This is a genomic window from Paenibacillus aestuarii, assembly GCF_027789125.1.
Taxonomy (GTDB): domain Bacteria; phylum Bacillota; class Bacilli; order Paenibacillales; family NBRC-103111; genus Paenibacillus_E; species Paenibacillus_E aestuarii.
Genome location: NZ_JAQFVF010000023.1, coordinates 255,957 through 276,681, shown reverse-complemented (window position 1 = coordinate 276,681; position 20,725 = coordinate 255,957). Strand labels below are relative to the sequence as shown.

Here is a 20,725-nt window from a genome sequence, read left to right as displayed (position 1 = left end):
TCGTAGGAAAATTAAGCTTACTGGATGATAAAATCGATTCGAGCCTCCACATGCAGTTAGTTGATCTGGCGCGGATGTTCACTGCCCGCAAAGAGCTGGAAGTGGAGGCAGCTTTTCATGCTGCTTATATGGAGAAGGAAGGGCGCATCACCGTGAGCCAATTTTGGCGCGACCTCCCAGCCGGTGATAAAGCGGCGGGCATGAAGAGCGACGTCTATTTGCACGGGATTGGGAGCGCTTGGCACACAGGTGCGGCAGCGGTTAGCGCGTATATGCGCGATAGCCAAGCGGAGCCCCTGCCGAAACTGGCCCTGCAGTTCTTCGCCTTGTGCGAAGATATGCGGCTGGAGCGCATCTGCCGCAGGCTTAGGCCAGGCACGGCGAAAGTTTTCGCACAGCGGCATCGCATCTATGCTGCCTACTATACACATAAGCTGCGTGTGCACCTGCAGAAGGGGGAACAGGCGGAAGCGGTTCTGTTATTCGTCTACGGCTGGTTTACCGGTGTCCACTGGAGCCAGTCGCAGTGGAACTTGGCGCCAGAGCAGACGCAAGGCATAGAGGCGCGAATTGCTGCATTGTATCCGCTGCTGGAACAGGTCGAGGAAGCGGAGCATACTGAAGAGGTGGCTGCCTGCTGCCAGCGGATGATGGATTTGCTGGCGCAGGGGCTGGCTCGTGATGCCCAGGCGCAATATTTTTGGATGCAGGCGGGAAGCGGCGTCGACGATCCGCTGCCCGCCTCGCATAAGGGTGAGCGAAAGCGCGCAAAGCGGCTCGCGAACGATGATGCGCTCCCCGGGGAAGAAGGGGAGCGCCAGCAGCCTGGCCAAGAGCGCATGCCGACTTGGCACCGCGAAACCAGCGACCCGAGCCCGGGGCTGCTGCGGTTCGAGCTTGAGCGCGGCACCCGCACGTCCGCGCTAGGCGATGCGCCGCGCGCAGGCGACGCCGCGGACCAGGCGCTGGCGATCGCGCAGGGCCGCTCGCTGCGCGCCGCACACACCGGCGCCGCCCCGGAGCGGCGCCAAAGCAACGCCGTGCCCCCAGCGGGCGGGCACGGGGAGGGCGCCACGAGCGCGTACGCGACCGCGACGTGGCTGCCGCCTCAGCGGCCCACTGCTGCGCAGGAGGCCGCTTATAAGAGCCTCAGCGAGCGCGTAGCGCCGCTCGCTAAGCCTTTGCAGCGCGCGATCCGGCGCACGCTGGAGCAGAAGCGGATCGCCCCCCGCGGCGACCGCTTGTTCGGGCGGCTCGACAAGCGGCTGACGCGAGCCGTCACGCAAGAGGCGCCGCGGCTCTTCTATAAGAAGCGCGCGCCTGTCCCGCAGCTCGACGCAGCGTTCGCGCTGCTCGTCGACTGCTCGGCGTCCATGTATGACAAAATGGACGAAACCAAGCTCGGTCTCGTGCTGTTCCACGAGACCTTGCGCGGGCTGCGCATCCCCCACGAAGTGGTGGGCTTCTGGGAAGACGCGGACCGTGTGACCGAGGAGGAGGCGCCGAACCTGTTCCAGGTGACGGTCGATTTTGCCTCCTCCTGCACGGCTGGGCGCGGGGCGGCCCTGCTGCAGCTTGAGCCGCAGCAGGACAACCGCGACGGCTTCGCCATTCGCAGCATGACGCGCAAGCTGCTTCGGCGGCCGGAGCGGCAGCGCGTCCTGCTCATTTTCTCGGACGGCGAGCCCTCGGCGGCCAACTACCACGAGGCGGGAATTATCGACACCTGCGAGGCGGTGCTGGAGGCGCGCCGCCAAGGCATCGAGGTGATCAGCGTGTTCCTCGCCGGGGGCACGGTGCATGAAACGCAGCGGATCACGATGCGGAACATATATGGGCGCAGCTCGATTGTCGTTCCCCATGTGGAAGAGCTGCCGCAGCAGCTGGCGCCGATTTTGCGCAAACTGCTGCTGAAATCTATCTTTTAGCAAATAAATCCTTTACAATAAAACGAGATCGGGATGTCGATTCAGGTCGAATCCAGGGGGATAGGAAGCATCACCGGTTTTTACATATCTTCATTTTCAGCACATATCATACTTAGGGTGAACCAAGGAGGACATTCATTTCATGTACGGAGCGCCATTATCGACAAATGCCAAAAAAATCATGCTGTTGGGGTCTGGAGAACTCGGCAAAGAGGTGGTCATCGAGGCTCAGCGTCTCGGCGTGGAGACGATCGCAGTTGACCGCTATGCCCATGCGCCGGCGATGCAAGTCGCTCACCGCAGCTATGTCATCGATATGCTGAACGGCGAACAGCTGCGCAGCCTAATCGAGCAGGAGCGCCCGGATTTGATCGTGCCGGAGATTGAAGCGATTGCCACTCCTGTGCTGGTGGAGCTGGAGCAGGAAGGCTATCGCGTCATTCCGACGGCGACAGCATCCCGGCTGACGATGGACCGCGAAGGCATTCGCCGTCTCGCCTCCGAAACGCTCAAGCTGAGCACAGCGAAATATGAATTCGCCGACAGCTTGGAAGAGCTTCATGCCGGCGTCGCCAAGATCGGAACGCCTTGCGTCATTAAGCCGATCATGAGCTCCTCCGGCAAAGGGCAAAGCATCTGCCGGACGCCGGATGATGTGGAACAATCGTGGAACATCGCGATGGAAGGCGGCCGGGCGAAAAATGCGCGCGTCATCATCGAGGAGTTCATCCATTTTGACTCGGAAATTACACTGCTCACTGTCCGCTCCGTATCCGGCACTACCTATTGCGCTCCGATCGGGCATATTCAGAAGGATGGAGATTACATTGAATCGTGGCAGCCGCATGCGATGAGCGCGCAGCAAATTGAAGAAGCGCAGCACATCGCCAAGACGATTACGGATGCGCTCGGAGGCTTCGGGATCTATGGCGTTGAATTGTTTCTAACGGCGAATGGCGTGTACTTCAGCGAAGTTTCCCCGCGTCCGCATGATACGGGCATGGTGACGATGGCGACGCAAGATCTTAGCGAATTTGCCCTGCATGCGAGGGCGATCCTCGGCTTGCCGATTACGGGCATTCGCTTGTTGACGCCAGGCGCCAGCTACACGCTGAAAGCCGACCGCGAGACCAAGGCGTACCAAATTGGCGGCTTGGAACAAGCTCTGTCTGTGCCGAATACGCAGGTGCGCATTTTTGGCAAGCCGGAGACGAAGGTGGGACGCCGGATGGCGGTTGCGCTCAGCAGTGCGGACACGGTGGAAGAGGCCCGTAAGCTGGCGAAGCAGGCGGCTGGTGAGCTTACGATCAGCTACGAATAAGACGCGGCTTTGAATGCGTTTTTTACGAACATCTTAGAACGGCACAGGAGGAATTATCTTGGATGCAAAACCAGCGAGACTCTCGCGGACAGTGTTAACAGAAATCATTTTGCCGGCCGATACGAATTATCACCATACCGTGTTTGGCGGCCGTGTTATGCAATATATCGATAAAGTGGCAACGATCGCTTCGATGCGCCATTCTCGTCGTGGCGTCGTGACGGCTTCCAGTGACAGCCTGGACTTCTTTGCGCCGGTCAAATTGGGTGAAGCGATTCAATTGGAAGCTGTCGTCACGTGGACGCACCGCAGCTCCATGGAAGTGTATGTGAAGGTGGAGTCGGAGAACTTGCTGACCGGCGAAAAGAAAACGACAGCCGAATCGTACCTCACCTTCGTGGCGTTGGACGAAAAGGGGCAGCCTACTCCCGTACCGGCCATCATCCCGGAGACAGACGAAGAGAAGCGGCTGTTTGAAACTGCCGCCGCCCGCTATGAAGCGCGCAAACAGCGTAAAGCGGAGCGGATGGCGCATACCTTTTAACACTTGTACCTCAGTTGAAACCAACGTTGCTTCAAACCGTAATAAGTAGAAGTATATATGGATTTTCAATATTAGGAGGAACCCAACCCGTATGAATGCACACGAAATCGATTATCGAATTCTCGGAAATGAAATGCAGTACGTGGAGATCGAATTGGACCCGGGCGAAAGCGTCGTTGCCGAAGCAGGCAGCATGATGATGATGGATCAGAACATCCACATGGAGACTATTTTCGGCGACGGCAGCAGCGACAACAAAGGCTTCATGGGCAAACTGCTCGGCGCAGGCAAACGGCTGCTGACGGGCGAGAGCTTGTTCATGACCGTGTTCACGAACCGCAGCTACAATGGCAAAGAGCAAGTGACCTTCGCGGCTCCGTATCCGGGGAAAATTTTGCCTATGGATTTGCAGGAGCTCGGCGGCAGGCTCATTTGCCAGAAGGATTCGTTCCTCTGCGCGGCTAAGGGCGTTTCGGTTGGCATTGCTTTCCAACGCAAGCTGGGTGCTGGATTTTTTGGCGGAGAAGGCTTCATCATGCAAAAAATCGAAGGCGACGGCTTGGCTTTCGTCCATGCCGGCGGTTCGATTGTGCAGCGCGATCTTCGTCCCGGTGAGATGATTCGTGTCGACACCGGCTGCTTAGTGGCGATGACCGATAATGTGGATTACGATATCGAGTTCGTAAAAGGTGTGAAAACCGCGTTCTTCGGCGGGGAAGGGTTGTTCTTCGCTACTCTGCGCGGACCAGGGCGCGTATGGATCCAAACGCTGCCGTTCAGCCGCTTGGCGGACCGGGTCGTATCCGCAGCCATGCCGGGTGGACGGAAGGAAGAAGGCGGGATTCTCGGCGGGCTCGGCAATCTGCTGGATGGCGACGGCCGATAAATATTGAAAAAGGTGCCTTGCAGTCATGGATAATGACTTGCAGAGCACCTTTTTTTTATTACTTCGCACCGCCTTGAGCAAGAATCGTTTCCCAAATGGCGCCTTTGCCGTAAAGTTCTTTGTTCACTTGATCCCAGCCGCCAAGGTACTTGATATCGAACAATCCTGAAGGATTCGTGTAGTTTTTCTCATACTGTTTGGCGATGGTCGGGTCTACCGGACGAAACCCTTTATCCGCAAACACTTTTTGTGCTTCAGGGCTCCATAAGTAGTCCAGGAACGCTTGCGCAGCTTCGCGGTTGCCGTGTTTGTCCACGTTCTTATCGATTAGCGCAACGGGATTCTCAATGGAAGTCGTGTACTGCGGAATCACTTCCACATATTTTTTGCCGCTCTGGATGCGCGCGATCAATTCATTCTCATAAGTGACAATCGCATCGCCTACACCTTTGTCGAAGGTGGTGAGGGAGTCTGCGCCGCTTTTATCGAGCACTTTAATATTTTTATAAACATCCGCTAGCAATTTCTTCGCTTGTTCCGGATCTTTTTTGCCGGCTGCTTCGGAAGCTTTCAGTCCAGCGCCATAGATGGCATTGATATCCCATTTGGCACCGCCGGAAGTACTAGGATTGGGGATCAGTACTTCAACGCCAGATTTGGTTAAATCGGCGAAGTCTTTAATGCCCTTTGGATTCCCTTCACGCACGCCAATGGCTGCGATAGAGCCAGTAATCATACCGCCATGCGGCTTGCTTTTCCAATCATTGGTAATGAGTCCTTTTTCCACGATTTTTTGAATGTCACCCTCCAGAGAGAGCGGGGCAATGTCAGCTTCGAAACCTTGGATAATGGCGGTTGCTTGTGAGCCGGAAGCTTGATAGGACTCCTTGAACTCGACCGTTTGACCGGTTTTCTTTTTCCATTCCTCTTTGAACTTAGGCAAAATTTGATCGAAAGAATCTTTCAAAATCGAGTAGGCGCCGATGGTGATCGTGACTGTGCCGCCTTCCGCTGCTTTCGGCGTACTGCCGGCAGCTGCTGTTGTTTGTGGTGAAGCCGATGAGCTTGGGGTCTTATCCGCCGTGCCGCAAGCTGTTAAAGAAAGGCTCGCCGTGAGCAAGACTGCGGTTAATGTACCTAACGTTTTTTTGTTTCTCATGAATGACAACTCCCCTTTGATTTTATATAAAAACAGGCATCGGATCTTGTTTTGCCTGATTTTCAATGATTTTGTTCCCGTTTGGTGCAAATACAGAGATTTGATGGATCAAAATATTGACCGCATCACCTGGCTTATAAAGCCGCTCTTTAACGGATTGGTAAGCGAAAAGCTTAAGTTCGCCGGTCTGAATCTCCAAGTACCAGGAATCTCCGCGAAAATGAACATGCGTCACAATGCCAGCTTCACCTGCAGTCGCCAAAATCGAAGTGTCATGCGGGCGGACTTCGATGGATTCCGGACGGATCAGCACGTTAACGTCGGGCAGCCATTTGCCATTCTGCTGCACCTCTTCCAAGTAAGGGAAGCCATGCAGCGGAACAAAATGGGGTAAAGTGTTCGACTCGCCGATGAAGGAAGCGACGAAGGAAGTGGCCGGTTTGGTGTAAATTTCCCATGGAGTGCCTTGCTGTTCGATCCGGCCTTGCTGCACGATAATAATTTCATCTGCAACCTCAATCGCTTCGTCTTGATCGTGTGTGACGAAGAGCGTCGTCACTTTAAACTCGTCGATTAGATTTCTCAGCCACAGCCGCAGCTCCTTGCGAATTTTGGCATCGATCGCTGCGAACGGTTCATCGAGCAGAAGGAGCCTCGGCTCCGGCGCCAACGCTCTGGCAAAGGCGACACGCTGTCTTTGACCGCCGGAAAGTTGGTGCGGGTATTTATGTTCATGTCCGCTCAAGCCCATCAATCCAACTAGGTAAGTAACCCGATCAATAATGTCGGATTTAGGCTTTTTCAAAACACGGAGCCCATACGCGATGTTATCGAACACAGACATGTGTTTGAACAACGCGTAGTTTTGGAAAACGAAGCCAATACCGCGCTCTTGAACGGGCAGCTGCGTCGCTACTTTACCGTCGAAATAAATGTCGCCGGTGCTCGGGCTTTCTAACCCGGAGAGCATGCGGAGAATTGACGTTTTCCCACCGCCGCTCGGACCGATCAAACCGACGAGGTGACCGCTCTCAATGCTGAAATTCACATCTTGGATCGCATGGAAATTTCCAAAGTATTTGTTGATTTGTTTAACCTCAATATGCATACAGGTGTCCTCCTGACAAAATCGAAATAAGGGTGAAACCACTAAGCTCTTAGGCGTTCACTGCGATGTTTCAACCATTCGAGAACGAGCAGAATGCCGATCGATATAAGTCCTAGAACGAATGCCAGCGCGTTAGCAGCGACGTTATTGAAATTTTCCGCATCCTGGTAAACCAGCGTGGTCGCTGTTTGAGTTTGGTTGATAATATTGCCGGAAACGACGAGGATGGAGCCGAATTCCCCGAGCGATCTGGCGATGGTAAGGATAAGACCATATAGGACGCCCCAACGGATAGCCGGCCAGGTGACTTGCAGGAATGTGCGCCAAGGTCCGGCGCCAAGAGTGGCGGAAGCTTCTTCCGATTGCGTGCCGATCTCCTCCAGCAGCGGGACAACTTCGCGCACCATTAAGGGAAACGTGATAAACACGGTGGCCAGAATCATGCCGGGCAGGGCATACACGATTTTCATGTGGTGAGCTTCAAAAAAAGTGCCAAGCATCGTATTCGGACCAAAAAGCAGGATGACCATCAACCCGACAATAATCGGCGATACGGCAAATGGCAGGTCGATGATGGCATTGATGAAAGGTTTCACCCAGCGCGCAATCCAGGATCCGCGAACGATTTCCAAAGACAAGTAAATGCCAACGATCGTATTCAGAACAGTGACAGTAATGACGATGATGAATGAGATATACATGGCATGAATCGCTTCAGGACGAGCAAGGGATTGGAAGAAAGCTCCTGCCCCTTCTTCAAACGCGCCAAACGTAATGCCGAGAAACGGAAGGATGATCAGTAACAAAATGACGAGAAAGGAAAATGTGATAAGTGCTCTTTTCATGCCAGGCGCCCCTTTCCATGCGTGAGTACGTTAATGATCCAAAGGATAAGGAGCGAAAGGGTCAATAGGATGACGGAGATGGCAGCTGCGCCTTCCGGGTTGTAGTTTTGCGTTTCGCCGTATATATAAACCGAAGCGACCATCGTTTTGCCGGGCAAGTTGCCGGAAATGAGCGAGATGGCGCCGAATTCGGCTAAGGAGCGGGAAAAGGCAAGCATGCTTCCGGCTATGATGCCTGGAAAAATAGCCGGAAATATCACTTTGCGGAACGTGTACCATTTGCCGGCGCCTAGTGTATAGCTGGCTTGTTCTTCTGCAGCGTCAAGCTGCTCCAGAAGCGGTTGAACGGTTCTGATCACAAAGGGGAACGTCACGAACACCAGTCCGATCACGATCGCCGTCTGGTTGTACAGCAGCGTAATGCCGAGATGGTCCAGCCAAATGCCCAGCGGACTTTTTGGTCCTAGCAGGGTGAGGAACATCAGACCGGCCACAGAGGTTGGCAGTGAGAAGGGCAGATCGACCATGCTGTTCAATATGCTTTTGCCACGAAACGTGTAGCGGACGAGCACATAGGCGATGATGCTGCCGACAACGGCTTCGATCAACGTCGAGATGATGCTCAGCTTGACGGTTAGCAGAATCGATTTCCAGGCTAACGGTCCCGTAACTTCCTTCCAAAACGCGTCCCACCCTAAGGAAAATCCTTTCACATAGATGGAGGCGATCGGCAGAATCAACAGAACGATCAGATAGCCGATAAGCACAGAATGAACCGTAGCTTTAAATATTTTGTTACTCACGTTACACCACCCGAAATTTATTAATCGCATTGAAATACTTGGAATTGAGTTGACTATAACAATGGATTTGCTTCGTTGTCAATAATTATTTTTTTAAAGACTCATAATATTCTCTTATAAAACAAGGCGAATTCGGCCGAATTTCTCGTTGACGCTGCGAATATTAGGTGATAAGATGGGTTTAATTCCAAGTGAATTAGTGTGAAATTAAAGCTATAAAACATAAATAAGAGTCAACCAGACCGCTGGAGACTCCCTCGTATCGAGCGTCCATATGATGGAGGCAGGAACAGGGGGTCTTTTTGTTTTATTCCATCAAGCTTTTCTCCCGATCGCAAGAACAAAGAGTCTTTGTTTAAGGTTGGTTCAGGATATGCAGGGGCGTATGTGCGAAGACATTTATAATAGTAGAAATAGAACAAGCTTCTGTCTTTTTGACTTATTTGTTCGTTCTTAGCTAGCCCCGTGGCGGCGTGGAGATTGGGAGAGGATCCGGCTCAATTGACCTTTGCAAGTGGGCATTTCCGGACAGCGGGATGCTGAGGGGCGGATAAAGTTGCTGTAGTTCGGTTTTGCCGGACTGCAGACGTGTGGCGGTGGGGAAATGGTGCTGCAGACCGAATGTGCCCAATTACAAGCTAGTTTTGGAGAGGATCCGGCTCAATTGACCTTTGCAAGTGGGTATTTCCGGACTTCGGGATGCTGAGAGGGGCATAAAAGTTGCTGTAGTTTGGTTTTATCGAACTGTAGATGTCTAGTCCAAAAATGAGTCGCAAAACTATCCGTCAGCAGGGTAGTTTTTTCTTTTATCAGGGATTGACACCTCTGAAAGCTGGTGCTAAGATAACTTTATAAATAAAACTAAGTAAACTTATCGGAATTATTTATTATCCACCGGACGACCGGAGAACGATAAAGGCACATCTGATTTTGATGATAGAAAGGGGATGTCGCTCGGATATCGTAGACGATTGCTGGATACGTTAAGTGGTGGCGATAATGGCAAGATTCGTAATAGGGCATAAGGCATTATACATATTGGAATGGAAGGAAGTCTTGCATGATGGAGCACACAATCACCATACAAAGCGAAAAATCGGAATTGGCGGCTACGCTGCATTACCCTACAAATCAAACGGAAGCCGGTCGGCCGGATTGTCAGCGATGGCCGCTGATCATCATATGTCATGGCTTCATCGGCAGCCGGATAGGTGTTGACCGTTTGTTTGTGAAGGCAGCCCGTGAGTTCAGCAGCCAAGGCTATTTTGTGCTTCGTTTTGATTATGGCGGTTGTGGTGAAAGCACGGGAGATTATGGAGCCGGCGGCTTGGATGTGCTGATCGAGCAGACACGAAGCGTCATTGATTATGCATTGACGATAGATTGTATTGATTTAAGCCGCGTCACCTTAGTCGGGCATAGCCTCGGCGGGGCGACTGCGATATTGACCGCAGCCAGAGACAGCCGCGTTAAGACACTTGTGCTCTGGTCGGCTGTGGCGCATCCTCACAATGACATTGTGCGCATTGTCGGCAAGAGTGAATACGAACGCCTGCCGCTTGGCGGCACCATCGATCATCACGGCTATTCTTTGACAAGCCGCTTTTTCGATTCGCTGTCGCAACATCAACCGTTTGAGCAGCTGCGTAAAGTGAACGGCGATGTGCTGCTGATCCACGGCACGGCCGATGACATGATCCCAGTTGATTATGCGCCGCTGTATCAAAAAATGTTTTGGATGCGCCAAGAAGGGCAATGCGATCTGGAGCTTATTTATCAGGCGGATCATACGTATTCATCCACAGCCACCACGAACGAATTGCTTGCGAAGACTCTCAATTGGCTGACGGCGATTCAGAGACAGAAAAAGGATTGGAATGATTGGACGATTTAATACGGAGCGGAGGGCTCGAAGATGGCAAAACCATTGGAGTTGGATGAAGTTTGGATGGAACGGATTAAACAAATTTTGAACGGATTGGAGTATGGCTCGGTACAAATCGTGGTACATGACGGGCGCATCGCACAGATCGATAAAACCGAACGGAAAAGGTTCGATACCCCATCTCCAGCACAATCTCCGTTGGTTGCGGTAAAAAGTGCAAAGCAGTCCAGCAAAGCCTAGCTTGCACGCCTCATTCATCTGCTTGTGAACAGCCCGCTTTCTTCGGAAAGGGGCTGTTTTCATGTCAAAGAAACGGTATACTTAAGCTATACATTCCGGAGGGGGAGCTGCATGCAGAAAAAGCACTTTGTATGGAAAGATTCAAAGGGCAACGCAATCTATGTCTATGAGTGGCTGCCGGATAAGCAAACACCGATCAAAGCTGTCGTTCAAATTTCGCATGGCATGGCGGAAACGGCAGCACGTTACGAACGGCTGGCATTATTTTTAACTCAGCAGGGCTATGCGGTGTATGCGAATGATCATCTAGGCCACGGCAAAACAGCCGGATCCCCTGAGCAAGTCGGGAAATTACCCAAAGATAGCTTTCGTTGCTTAGTGAGTCATATGAGCGGCATTACGAGCCACCTGCGGATTAAGTATGGAATGAAGCTGCCATTTTTCATATTTGGACACAGCATGGGTTCATTTTTGACGCAGCATTATATGGTCTCCTATATGAATACGAATCCGGACCACGTGCAAGGCTTCATTTTATCCGGATCCAACGGTCCGCAGGGAGCGATGCTGAACGGAGGAATCGCGATAGCGAGACTCGAATGCGCTTTATTAGGCGACCATCACCGCAGTAAAGTGATCAACACGCTTGTGTTTGGCGCCTATAATAAAAAGTTCGCCCCGAATCGCACACCATCGGATTGGATCAGCCGGGACGGACAAGAAGTCGATAAGTATGAAGCGGATCCCTATTGCGGTGTAATCTTTACTGCGGGTTTTTATCGGGATTTTTTCCGCGGGCTCAAAGAAATTCATCGTTACGACTATGTGTGCAAGCTGCGAAAAGGGCTGAAAGTATTCGTGCTGTCCGGGGAGGAGGATCCCGTCGGGGATCAAGGCAAAGGCGTGAAAAAGCTGATTCGTATGTACGAGAGTCTGGGCCTTCAGCATGTTAGCTACAAACTGTACCCAGGTGGACGTCACGAGATGCTCAATGAAACGAATCGCGATGAAGTGATGCAGGATGTATTGACCTGGCTGGACGGACAAGTACAACGCTAAGGTTGTTTATGCATTCCGCTGCAGCTGCGCACGGATACCTTCCCGGTCGATCTGAATCCAATACTCCACGATCCGGCCTTCCTCTACGCGATAAACGGCGCTGGCGATTTCGATAACGGTTCGGCCTGTCGGTGCGAAGCCATCCACCTCGCCGACATGCTGTCCGGTTTGCTTCCAACGCACATACACACGATTCTCCTGTGCGATGATTTCTTGGATTTCCAGCTGAAATGCGCCGTAAGCGTCCATCATTTCCCGCACATGGTCCGCATAATTGCCGGGCGTTCGCTTAACGGTCGTTTCGTTCTCAGCTGTCATTTGGTGCGCAAGCACTTGCTCAGCCATGAACTGGTGCGCTGCATCCGGGTTAAGTCCAGAGCGAACTTGAGCAAAAAATTGGCGAATCGTCTCGGTTGGTGATAACATAGCCTTTCTCTCCTATCTTTTTTAGTAAAGTTTACCTGCAATCGCGCTAAAAAACAATAAAAAAACCAGCTTGCGCACGAGCGGCAAGCTGGTTCATTCTTATTGCAGGAAACGGCGGAACTCTTCGGTCAGCAGCGGCACGACCTCAAACAGATCGCCGACGATGCCGTAGTCGGCGATTTTAAAGATCGGCGCCTCCGGGTCCTTATTGATCGCGATAATCACCCGCGAGCTGCTCATCCCCGCCAAATGCTGGATGGCGCCGCTAATGCCGCACGCGATGTAGATCTCCGGCGTCACGACCTTGCCGGTCTGGCCGATTTGCATCGCGTACTCGCAATATCCCGCGTCACACGCGCCGCGGGAAGCACCGACAGCGCCGCCGAGCACGGCCGCCAGCTCTTCGAGCGGGCGGAAGCCTTCGGCGCTGCGCACGCCCCGTCCGCCGGAGACGACGATCTTGGCTTCAGCCAAGTCGATGGCGCCGGACGTTTTTTTTACAACCTCCCGGACGATGGTGCGCAGGGAGGGAGCGGGGTAGGCAACATCGGTGACAGCGGCTTGACGCGAAGCGTCAGGCGCCTGCGGAGCGATGTTGTTGGGTCGTATCGTCACGATCCATGTGCTGTCGGGGTCGGTAAACGCTTTCTTCTCGACCGCTTTGCCGGCATACAGCGGTCTCGTGAACAGCACGCCACCGTCGCCGCGCTCGATGGCGGTCACGTCCGAAAGCTGACCGGCCTCAAGCTTCGCTGCGGTCAGCGGGGCAAGATCGCGGCCGCTCGCCGTGTGGCCGAAGTAGACGGCATGCGGCTTCAGTGTGTCGACCACCGCCAGCAATGCCGTCAAATACGCCTCCGAGCTGTAATGATCGAGCGCGGCGTCTTCGACGCTATAGATGGCGTCTGCGCCGTAAGCCGCCAGCTCGCCGGCTAGCGCTTTGCTGCCTGGCCCGCCGATCAGTACGGCCGCGATGGCATCGCCCTCTTCCGCAGATAGCTGAGCTGCGCGTAACGTTTCAAAGGATACTTGACGAAGCTTGCCGCCGCGAGCTTCCGCAACAATGAGAAATGTTTTTGGCATAGTAGTAGCCTCCTCTTGATTAGATCACTTTGGATTCGTTACGCAACGCCTGCACAAGTTCTGTCACTTGCTGGCCAAGTTCACCCTTAAGGATGCGTCCTGCTTTCCGCTCCGGCGGCAGCGCCAGTTCGACACGTTTGGTTTTGGCCAGAGCAGCACTTGCTTCAATATCGTCCAGCGTCAAATGCTGGAACGGCTTTTTCTTGGCTTTCATAATCCCCGGCAGAGAAGGGTAGCGCGGCTCATTGAGACCTTGTTGTGCGGTGAAGAGCGCAGGGAGCGGGACTTCAATGATCTCTACATCGCCTTCCGCGTCGCGGTGGGCGACGGCTGTACCGCTATCGAGATCCAGCTTCGTAATCGCAGTCACATGCGGGATCCCCAGCAGCGCCGCCACGCGAATGGCGACTTGGCTTGCGCCGTTGTCCACGGAGAAGTTGCCGCCGAGCAGCAAATCAATCGATTGTCCACGCAAATAAGAGGCCAATATTTCCGCAACCTCAAATTCATCCCCTTGAATACGATCATCCGATATCAGCACCGCTTCATCTGCACCCATAGCGAGCGCGGTGCGCAGAGCTTCGGCCGTACGGTCCGGTCCGACGGACACGACGGTTACTTTACCGCCTTGATCGTCACGGATTTGAATAGCCTGCTCAACGGCATATTCATCGTAAGGATTGATGACGAACTTCGCGCCATCCTCAACAACGCTTCCGCCTTGCAGCGTAATCTTTTCCTCCGTATCAAACGTTTGCTTCACCAATACAAAAATGTCCATACCCAAGCTCCTTTCTGAATATACATGTTATGAAGAGCTTACTAACGCTTATGCTTCAATGCCTTTCAAGAAGAAGTTGATGGTTTTGCCAACCTGCTCTGTGAGCGAGTACTTCCGGCCAGAGATGAGCCAGGAAGTGACGACTTCGTCCATCGCGCCGAAGATGAGGAGCCGCACGAGCTTGACATCCGTATCCGGGTGGAAGCTGCCGTCTTGCTTGCCTCTTTCCAGTATATTTTCGATGAAGGCAATATATCTCTTTAGCGCTTGGCCAATCTCTTTGCGCAGCCCAAGATCGCTCTGGCGCAGCTCGATTTGCGTTACATAGGCAAGATGGACGTTGTTCTCCAGCTCAGAGTAATGGATCTCACACACGCGCCGCAGCGATTCCTTGGCCGTCATCTGTTCGTGGATGCCTTCATTGAACTTGACGACAAGCTCACCGAGCTTCTCTTGAAAGAGGCTGGTCAAAATATCCTCCTTCTTCTTAAAGTAAAGATAGATCGTGCCATCTGCTACACCGGCTTCCTTGGCGATGCGCGATACTTGCGATTTGTGGTAGCCATTCTCAGCGAACACCTTGAGCGCGCCTTCGAGAATCGCGTAATACTTGTCTGGTTTTTTGCTACTTGTCAAGCGAATCACCTCGGTGTTAGAATACAGATATCGGTGAATGAATACTCATTCATTTCTTAATCTCATCATAAAATATGCAGTATACCTTGTCAACGGCGAATTCCAGGCATGAAGTTCAAGCAGGAAGCGGCATTCAGGTCTACTAAAAATTAACAAGCATCTTTCTAGTATGGCACTTTACTCCAAAATGAAAATGCTTTTTTACGAGGATGGAATGTAAGCGCTTTTACGGAAGGGGATGACGCAACCAGAGAAACAGATGTTGGCTCAGTAGGCAAGATGACTTAGCGGTTGAAGGAGGATGTCCAATGTCCGGTTCACTTATTCAGTTCCTATTGTTTCTGGCCGTTACCGGGTATGCGGTCTATCTGTTCGGCAGAGTGGTGTACCACCGATATTTGTATATCAAGCTTGGCAAGAACGTTCAATTAGAAAAAGAAGCGAAAGCAAGGTTGAAGGAATTCGCCATTCAGGTGTTTGGCCAAACGAAGCTATTGAAGGATAAAAAGAGCGGCATCATGCATATTGTGATCTTTTACGGCTTCATTATCCTGCAGTTGGGGGCCCTTGATCTGATTTTAAAAGGATTAATTGGCCATGGGTTACCTGTCCCGGGTTACTCGTTTTTTACCCTTATACAGGAGATCACGGTTGCACTCATCCTGATCGCCATGGGTTATGCAACATACAGGCGTTATGTGGAAAAGTTGAAAAGGCTGAAGCGCGGGTGGAAGCCGAGTATCGTCGTCTTCTTTATCTTCTTTTTGATGCTGTCTGTGCTGGTGACCGCAGGGTTCGAACGTGTGCGCGAGGGGCTGTCGTCCTCCAGCTTTGCGCCGATCTCTTCGCTGCTTGCTTCCGCCTTCAGCGGCATGTCGCCGATGGCGGCCACTGTTGGATTTTATGCTGGCTGGTGGCTGCATTTGCTTATTTTGCTTTCTTTTCTTATCTACGTGCCGCAATCGAAGCATTTCCATATTATTACGGCCCCGATCAATATTTTGCTTCGCCGTACAGAACCGGTCGGCAAGCTGGTTTCACTCGATTTGGAAGATGAGAATGCCGAATCGTTCGGCGTAGGCAAAATTGAGGAGTTCACGCAAAAGCAAATGCTCGATTTCTACTCCTGCGTGGAGTGCGGTCGCTGCACGAGCATGTGTCCCGCCAATACGACAGGCAAGCTGCTATCCCCCATGCATCTGATTACGAAGCTGCGCGATCATTTAACGGAGAAGGGCGCAGCTATCACATCTAAATCTCCGTGGGTTCCCGCCATGGCTTTTGCAGGACATCGAACACAAGATCCGCTTACAGCCGAGTTGATTGGCGACGTCATTACCGAGGAAGAGCTGTGGGCTTGCACGACATGCCGCAATTGCGAGGATCAGTGTCCGGTCGGCAACGAGCATGTGGATAAAATTATCGACTTGCGCCGCCATCTTGTCTTAACGCAAGGCAGTATGCCGCACGACGGGCAGCGCGCTTTGCAAAATATCGAACGGCAAGGGAATCCGTGGGGCATCAGCCGCAACGACCGTGTGAAGTGGGTTAAGGAAGTCGATCCCGACGGGGAGCTGCGAGTGCGCACGGTGAGGGAGAATCCGCAGTTCGAATATTTGTTTTTTGTAGGCTCCATGGGCTCTTATGATAACCGCAGCCGTAAGATTACGAAAGCGTTCGTCCGCTTAATGAATGAAGCCGGTATTTCGTTTGCCATATTGGGCAACGAGGAGAAAAATTCCGGCGATACCCCTAGACGTATGGGTAATGAATTTTTATTCCAGCAGCTGTGTGCAGACAATATTGCGACTTTTCAGAAGTATAAGGTGAAGAAAATCGTAACGGCTTGCCCGCACACGTACCATACCTTAAAAAACGAATATCCGGAATTCGGTTTGGAGGCGGAGGTTTATCACCATACCGAGCTGTTGGATCTATGGGTGAAGGAAGGGCGGCTTAAGCCGCAGCATGAAGTGCATGAGCGTATTACTTACCACGACTCCTGCTATTTGGGGCGGTACAACGAGGTGTATGATCAACCGCGTAATGTACTGAGAGCGATCCCCGGTGTCGAGCTGGTGGAGCAGGCGCGTTCCCGCGAGAACAGCATGTGCTGTGGAGCGGGAGGCGGCATGATGTGGATGGAGGAAACGGCAGGAACCCGTGTCAATGTGGCGCGGACCGAGCAGCTGCTCACCGTAAATCCGACGATCATCAGCTCCGCATGTCCATACTGCCTGACGATGGTTGAGGATGGCGCCAAGCTGAAGGAGGTCGATGAGCGGGTGAAGGCGCGGGATATCGCCGAGATTTTGGAGATGTCCGTATTCGGGGCATCGGCTTGAGGCAAGGGCTGATGCCGACTAAGCAAAAGATTAGCAGCTGATCACAATTTTAAGGAGGTTACTCCCAATGACAACGATCCGAACAGCGGCCGTAATCGGCTCCGGAGTGATGGGCTCCGGTATCGCCGCCCATTTAGCGAATGCAGGCATTCCCGTACTTCTGCTGGACATCGTGCCCAGTAAGCTGCTGCCGCAAGAAGAAGCGACTGGACTAACGCTGGAGCATCCCAAAGTCCGCAACCGGTTGGCGGTTCAAGCCATCGACAAGCTGCAAAAAACGAACCCGGCCCCGCTCTACAGCGAAAGCTTTGCCCAGCGCATTACGCCAGGTAATCTGGATGACCATCTGAGCAAGCTCGGCGAGGTCGACTGGATTATCGAAGTCGTTGTTGAGAATCTGCAGATTAAACAGCAGTTGATCAGCCGTATTGAAAGGGTCTGGAAGCCTGGGACGATTGTTTCCTCGAATACGTCAGGAATATCTATTAACGCCATGGCCGAGCAAGCAGGCAGTGAATTCAAAAAGCATTTCTTAGGCACGCATTTCTTCAACCCGCCGAGATATATGAAACTGCTGGAAGTGATTCCTGGCGAGCATACGGATCCGGCGATCGTGAATTTTATGACCGATTTTTGCGAAAAAAAGCTTGGTAAAGGCGTCGTGCAAGCGAAAGATACGCCGAATTTCATCGCCAATCGGATTGGCACGTATGGATTGCTGGTCACGCTGCGCGAGATGCTGGCAAAGGGCTACACAGTTGAAGAGGTGGACGCAGTAACAGGTCCGGCGATGGGCCGTCCGAAAAGCGCGACGTTCCGGACACTGGATCTGGTTGGACTAGACACGTTCGTTCATGTCGCGAACAATGTGTACCAGCTTGTAGACGATCCTGTGGAAAAGGAAATTTTTGAGAGTCCGGCGATTTTGCGCAGCATGGTGGAGAAGGGCTGGATCGGTGAAAAGCAGGGGCAAGGCTTTTATAAAAAGGTGCAAACCGACAGGGGCAAAGAGATTCAGGCTTTGGACCTGGTGACAATGGAATATGCAGTTGGCGGAAAAATTGGCGGAGCCTCCTTGGAAGCGTCCAAACAAGCCAAAGGTGCGGCGGCGAAAATCAAAGCGCTGCTTGGCGCCAAGGACCGATATTCTGAATTGGCGTGGAACATTTTGAAACCTGTGCTGCTGTACTCCGCAGACAAATTGGGGGAAATTGCCGATTCCATCGTGGACATTGATAATGCACTCAAATGGGGCTTCAACTGGGATCTGGGACCGTTTGAGACCTGGGATGCAATCGGTTTGAAGCGATCTGTGGAGCGTATGGAAGCAGAAGGAAGCGTCGTGCCGGCGTGGGTCAAAGAATGGATTGCTTTGGGGAACGACAGCTTCTATCGGCAAAATCAAGGACGGACATTCTATTACTTGGCTGGCGATTACCGGGGGCTTGAGACCAGACCGGAACTGATTTCCCTACAGACGCTCAAGCAGCAAAAAAAGGTCATTCGCGCAAACAGCGGAGCCAGTTTGATCGATATCGGCGACGGCGTGGCTTGTCTGGAGTTTCATTCACCGAATAACGCGATTGGCGCAGATATTTTAACGATGATTGGGCAGAGCGTAGACGAAGTACGGCAAAATTATCGCGGTTTAGTGCTGGCGAACGAGGGGAAAAACTTTTGCGTCGGCGCCAATTTAATGCTGCTGCTCATGGAAGCGCAGGATGGCGAGTGGGATGAAGTGGCGAACATCATCCGGCTGTTCCAGAACGCCATGATGAAGCTCAAAGGTCTGGAAAAACCGGTTGTGGCGGCTCCGCACCGCATGACGCTCGGTGGTGGCGTCGAAGCGTGTTTGCCTGCGGATCAAATCCTGTTCGCTGCGGAGACCTATTTCGGTCTCGTCGAAGTGGGGGTAGGCCTTATACCGGCGGGCGGGGGCTGTAAGGAGCTTGCGCTGCGCGCCAGCCAGCATATCGCAGATCCGGAGGTGGATCTGCAGCCGTTCATCAACCATGCCTTCGAAACGATCGCTATGGCTAAAGTATCGACGAGCGGCCATGATACGAAGCGCCTAGGCTTTATGCGGGCCCAGGATGGCGTTGTGATCAATCCGGATCACCGCGTGTATGAAGCGAAGCAAGCCGTGCTGCGCATGGATCAAGCAGGATATACGCCAAGACCGCAAGAGAAATTCCGTGTTGTCGGCGAGAATGGCAAGGCAGTGATGCAGATTGCGGCGTACACGATGCGCCAAGGCGGCTATATCAGCGATCACGATGTGTTGATTGCCAATAAGCTCGCACACATCTTGTCCGGCGGCAATCTTCCGGCTGGTACGCTCGTCACGGAGCAATATTTGCTCGATCTGGAGCTTGAAGCGTTCCTCAGCCTTTGCGGCGAGCCGAAGACGCAGCAGCGCATGCAGTATATGCTGTCCAAAGGAAAGCCGCTTCGCAACTAACAACACCATTTCGATAATGAGGTGAAACCGATGAAGGAAGCAGTCATAGTATCGATAACACGTACGGCGGTCGGTCGCGCGAAAAAAGGCAGCTTCGCGCAAACGCGTGCGGAAGACCTTGGCAAAGCGGTGCTGGAGGAAGCGCTTCGGCGCGCGCCAGGCTTGGAAAAGAGCGATGTGGAAGATATCATCATCGGATGCGCGATGCCTGAGGGCGAGCAAGGGTTGAACTTTGCCCGCACGATGGCGCTCTACGCGGGCTTCCCTGTGACCGTGCCGGCGATCACGGTCAATCGCTTCTGTTCCTCCGGGCTGCAGGCGATCGCTTATGCGGCGGAGCGCATCATGCTCGGGCACGCGGAGGTGATTGTCGCCGGAGGCGTAGAGAGCATGAGCCACGTCCCGATGACGGGCTTCAAGCTCTCGCCGCATCCGCAGCTCGTGGAGACCATGCCTGAGGTGTACATGGGCATGGGCCATACGGCCGAAGAGGTCGCCAGACGCTTCGGCATTACGCGCGAGGAGCAGGACGCCTTCGCGACGCGCAGTCACCGGAAGGCGGCAGCAGCGATTGCCGCCGGCAAGTTCAAAGACGAGATCGTGCCTGTGGCGACGTGTGTGAAAGGGCTGGACGAACGCGGGAAGGCGTTCGAGAAGAAGTTTGTGTTGGACACGGACGAGGGCGTGCGCCCGGATACGTCCGTGGAAGGGCTGAGCAAGCTGAAGCCGTCATTCAGCTTGAATGGGTCGGTGACGGCGGGCAATGCGTCACAGACGTCGGACGGCGCTGCGGCAGCGGTGTTGATGAGCCGCGAGCGTGCAGAGGCGCTGGGCTTAAAGCCGCTGGCGACGTTTCGTTCCTTTGCGTTGACGGGCGTGGAGCCGGAGATTATGGGCGTCGGTCCGGTGAAGGCGATCCCGAAGGCATTGCAGATGGCGGGAATCACACTCGATCAGGTGAAGCTGTTCGAAATCAACGAGGCGTTCGCCTCGCAGTGCGTCCATATCATCCGTGAGCTCGAACTCGATGAGGAGCTGGTGAACGTCAACGGTGGTGCCATCGCCCTTGGGCATCCGCTTGGCTGCACAGGCGCCAAGTTGACGGCGAGTCTCGTTCATGAGCTGCAGCGCAGAGGCGGCGGGTATGGCGTTGTTTCCATGTGTATCGGTGGCGGTATGGGAGCCGCAGGTGTTTTTGAAGTTCATGCTTAAGGC

General features: G+C 53.3%; 18 protein-coding genes. 10 read left to right on the top strand and 8 right to left on the bottom strand.

Features of this window, described 5'->3' with window-relative positions:
- The first annotated feature begins 50 nt into the window (after nt 1–50).
- The 4 genes from O9139_RS09905 to O9139_RS09890 all read left to right on the top strand — a co-directional run bounded on the left by O9139_RS09905 (nt 51) and on the right by O9139_RS09890 (nt 4,679).
- The gene (locus O9139_RS09905; protein WP_270879299.1) at nt 51–1,928 is read left to right on the top strand and encodes a nitric oxide reductase activation protein NorD; all 1,878 of its coding nucleotides are present in this window, start codon (nt 51–53) and stop codon (nt 1,926–1,928) included.
- Between the two features lie 142 nt (nt 1,929–2,070).
- The gene (gene purT / locus O9139_RS09900; RefSeq protein WP_270879298.1) at nt 2,071–3,249 is read left to right on the top strand and encodes a formate-dependent phosphoribosylglycinamide formyltransferase; all 1,179 of its coding nucleotides are present in this window, start codon (nt 2,071–2,073) and stop codon (nt 3,247–3,249) included.
- 58 nt (nt 3,250–3,307) lie between these two features.
- Nucleotides 3,308–3,793 (top strand): acyl-CoA thioesterase, encoded by a 486-nt coding sequence (locus O9139_RS09895; RefSeq protein ID WP_270879297.1) that lies wholly within the window; start codon nt 3,308–3,310, stop codon nt 3,791–3,793.
- 91 nt (nt 3,794–3,884) lie between these two features.
- The gene (locus tag O9139_RS09890) at nt 3,885–4,679 is read left to right on the top strand and encodes a TIGR00266 family protein (protein WP_270879296.1); all 795 of its coding nucleotides are present in this window, start codon (nt 3,885–3,887) and stop codon (nt 4,677–4,679) included.
- 58 nt (nt 4,680–4,737) lie between these two features.
- On the opposite strand, the gene O9139_RS09885 is transcribed toward O9139_RS09890, so the two are convergent.
- The 4 genes from O9139_RS09885 to cysT are packed head-to-tail and all read right to left on the bottom strand — an operon-like array spanning nt 4,738 to nt 8,594.
- Nucleotides 4,738–5,838, bottom strand: a complete 1,101-nt coding sequence (locus O9139_RS09885) for a sulfate ABC transporter substrate-binding protein (RefSeq protein ID WP_270879295.1) — start codon at nt 5,836–5,838, stop codon at nt 4,738–4,740.
- Between the two features lie 22 nt (nt 5,839–5,860).
- Nucleotides 5,861–6,946 carry a sulfate/molybdate ABC transporter ATP-binding protein gene (locus tag O9139_RS09880; RefSeq protein ID WP_270879294.1) on the bottom strand — a complete coding sequence of 362 codons (1,086 nt, stop codon included), beginning with the start codon at nt 6,944–6,946 and terminating at the stop codon, nt 5,861–5,863.
- A gap of 41 nt (nt 6,947–6,987) precedes the next feature.
- Entirely contained in the window at nt 6,988–7,791 is an 804-nt protein-coding gene (locus tag O9139_RS09875; protein WP_270879293.1) for a sulfate ABC transporter permease subunit, read from the bottom strand.
- Nucleotides 7,788–8,594 carry a sulfate ABC transporter permease subunit CysT gene (gene cysT / locus O9139_RS09870; protein WP_270879292.1) on the bottom strand — a complete coding sequence of 269 codons (807 nt, stop codon included), beginning with the start codon at nt 8,592–8,594 and terminating at the stop codon, nt 7,788–7,790. Before cysT ends, O9139_RS09875 begins: the two co-directional genes overlap by 4 nt.
- Nucleotides 8,595–9,657: 1,063 nt before the next feature.
- On the opposite strand from cysT, the gene O9139_RS09865 reads away from it, so the two are divergent.
- The 3 genes from O9139_RS09865 to O9139_RS09855 all read left to right on the top strand — a co-directional run bounded on the left by O9139_RS09865 (nt 9,658) and on the right by O9139_RS09855 (nt 11,778).
- Nucleotides 9,658–10,488, top strand: coding sequence for an alpha/beta hydrolase family protein (locus O9139_RS09865; protein ID WP_270879463.1), 831 nt, complete (start codon nt 9,658–9,660; stop codon nt 10,486–10,488).
- Between the two features lie 21 nt (nt 10,489–10,509).
- Nucleotides 10,510–10,719, top strand: coding sequence for a YezD family protein (locus O9139_RS09860; protein WP_270879291.1), 210 nt, complete (start codon nt 10,510–10,512; stop codon nt 10,717–10,719).
- Nucleotides 10,720–10,830: 111 nt separating this feature from the next.
- Nucleotides 10,831–11,778 (top strand): alpha/beta fold hydrolase, encoded by a 948-nt coding sequence (locus O9139_RS09855; protein ID WP_270879290.1) that lies wholly within the window; start codon nt 10,831–10,833, stop codon nt 11,776–11,778.
- A gap of 6 nt (nt 11,779–11,784) precedes the next feature.
- Here the strand turns inward: O9139_RS09855 and O9139_RS09850 are convergent, their stop codons facing one another.
- The 4 genes from O9139_RS09850 to O9139_RS09835 form a co-directional block, all read right to left on the bottom strand.
- The gene (locus tag O9139_RS09850; RefSeq protein WP_270879289.1) at nt 11,785–12,204 is read right to left on the bottom strand and encodes an ester cyclase; all 420 of its coding nucleotides are present in this window, start codon (nt 12,202–12,204) and stop codon (nt 11,785–11,787) included.
- 99 nt (nt 12,205–12,303) lie between these two features.
- Nucleotides 12,304–13,287 (bottom strand): electron transfer flavoprotein subunit alpha/FixB family protein, encoded by a 984-nt coding sequence (locus tag O9139_RS09845; protein ID WP_270879288.1) that lies wholly within the window; start codon nt 13,285–13,287, stop codon nt 12,304–12,306.
- Nucleotides 13,288–13,306: 19 nt separating this feature from the next.
- Nucleotides 13,307–14,068, bottom strand: coding sequence for an electron transfer flavoprotein subunit beta/FixA family protein (locus O9139_RS09840; RefSeq protein ID WP_270879287.1), 762 nt, complete (start codon nt 14,066–14,068; stop codon nt 13,307–13,309).
- A 48-nt stretch (nt 14,069–14,116) separates the two neighbouring features.
- The gene (locus O9139_RS09835) at nt 14,117–14,704 is read right to left on the bottom strand and encodes a TetR/AcrR family transcriptional regulator (protein WP_270879286.1); all 588 of its coding nucleotides are present in this window, start codon (nt 14,702–14,704) and stop codon (nt 14,117–14,119) included.
- 308 nt (nt 14,705–15,012) lie between these two features.
- Here O9139_RS09835 and O9139_RS09830 point away from each other — a divergent pair, with 308 nt between their 5' ends.
- From O9139_RS09830 to O9139_RS09820, 3 genes are all read left to right on the top strand, one after another.
- Nucleotides 15,013–17,049 (top strand): (Fe-S)-binding protein, encoded by a 2,037-nt coding sequence (locus O9139_RS09830; RefSeq protein ID WP_270879285.1) that lies wholly within the window; start codon nt 15,013–15,015, stop codon nt 17,047–17,049.
- A 67-nt stretch (nt 17,050–17,116) separates the two neighbouring features.
- Nucleotides 17,117–19,510 (top strand): 3-hydroxyacyl-CoA dehydrogenase/enoyl-CoA hydratase family protein, encoded by a 2,394-nt coding sequence (locus O9139_RS09825; RefSeq protein ID WP_270879284.1) that lies wholly within the window; start codon nt 17,117–17,119, stop codon nt 19,508–19,510.
- 30 nt (nt 19,511–19,540) lie between these two features.
- Nucleotides 19,541–20,722: an acetyl-CoA C-acyltransferase gene (locus O9139_RS09820; protein WP_270879283.1), complete on the top strand. Its 1,182-nt coding sequence runs from the start codon at nt 19,541–19,543 to the stop codon at nt 20,720–20,722.
- The last annotated feature ends 3 nt before the right edge of the window (nt 20,723–20,725 follow it).

Excerpts from the sequence above, each read along its gene's own strand:
- O9139_RS09885 (WP_270879295.1), bottom strand. The coding sequence starts at position 5,838 with ATGAGAAACAAAAAAACGTTAGGTACATTAACCGCAGTCTTGCTCACG.
- O9139_RS09825 (WP_270879284.1), top strand. The coding sequence starts at position 17,117 with ATGACAACGATCCGAACAGCGGCCGTAATCGGCTCCGGAGTGATGGGC.
- purT (WP_270879298.1), top strand. The coding sequence starts at position 2,071 with ATGTACGGAGCGCCATTATCGACAAATGCCAAAAAAATCATGCTGTTG.
- O9139_RS09875 (WP_270879293.1), bottom strand. The coding sequence starts at position 7,791 with ATGAAAAGAGCACTTATCACATTTTCCTTTCTCGTCATTTTGTTACTG.
- O9139_RS09905 (WP_270879299.1), top strand. The coding sequence starts at position 51 with ATGCAGTTAGTTGATCTGGCGCGGATGTTCACTGCCCGCAAAGAGCTG.
- O9139_RS09830 (WP_270879285.1), top strand. The coding sequence starts at position 15,013 with ATGTCCGGTTCACTTATTCAGTTCCTATTGTTTCTGGCCGTTACCGGG.
- O9139_RS09855 (WP_270879290.1), top strand. The coding sequence starts at position 10,831 with ATGCAGAAAAAGCACTTTGTATGGAAAGATTCAAAGGGCAACGCAATC.
- O9139_RS09880 (WP_270879294.1), bottom strand. The coding sequence starts at position 6,946 with ATGCATATTGAGGTTAAACAAATCAACAAATACTTTGGAAATTTCCAT.
- O9139_RS09845 (WP_270879288.1), bottom strand. The coding sequence starts at position 13,287 with ATGCCAAAAACATTTCTCATTGTTGCGGAAGCTCGCGGCGGCAAGCTT.
- O9139_RS09840 (WP_270879287.1), bottom strand. The coding sequence starts at position 14,068 with ATGGACATTTTTGTATTGGTGAAGCAAACGTTTGATACGGAGGAAAAG.
- O9139_RS09865 (WP_270879463.1), top strand. The coding sequence starts at position 9,658 with ATGGAGCACACAATCACCATACAAAGCGAAAAATCGGAATTGGCGGCT.
- O9139_RS09820 (WP_270879283.1), top strand. The coding sequence starts at position 19,541 with ATGAAGGAAGCAGTCATAGTATCGATAACACGTACGGCGGTCGGTCGC.
- O9139_RS09850 (WP_270879289.1), bottom strand. The coding sequence starts at position 12,204 with ATGTTATCACCAACCGAGACGATTCGCCAATTTTTTGCTCAAGTTCGC.
- O9139_RS09890 (WP_270879296.1), top strand. The coding sequence starts at position 3,885 with ATGAATGCACACGAAATCGATTATCGAATTCTCGGAAATGAAATGCAG.
- O9139_RS09860 (WP_270879291.1), top strand. The coding sequence starts at position 10,510 with ATGGCAAAACCATTGGAGTTGGATGAAGTTTGGATGGAACGGATTAAA.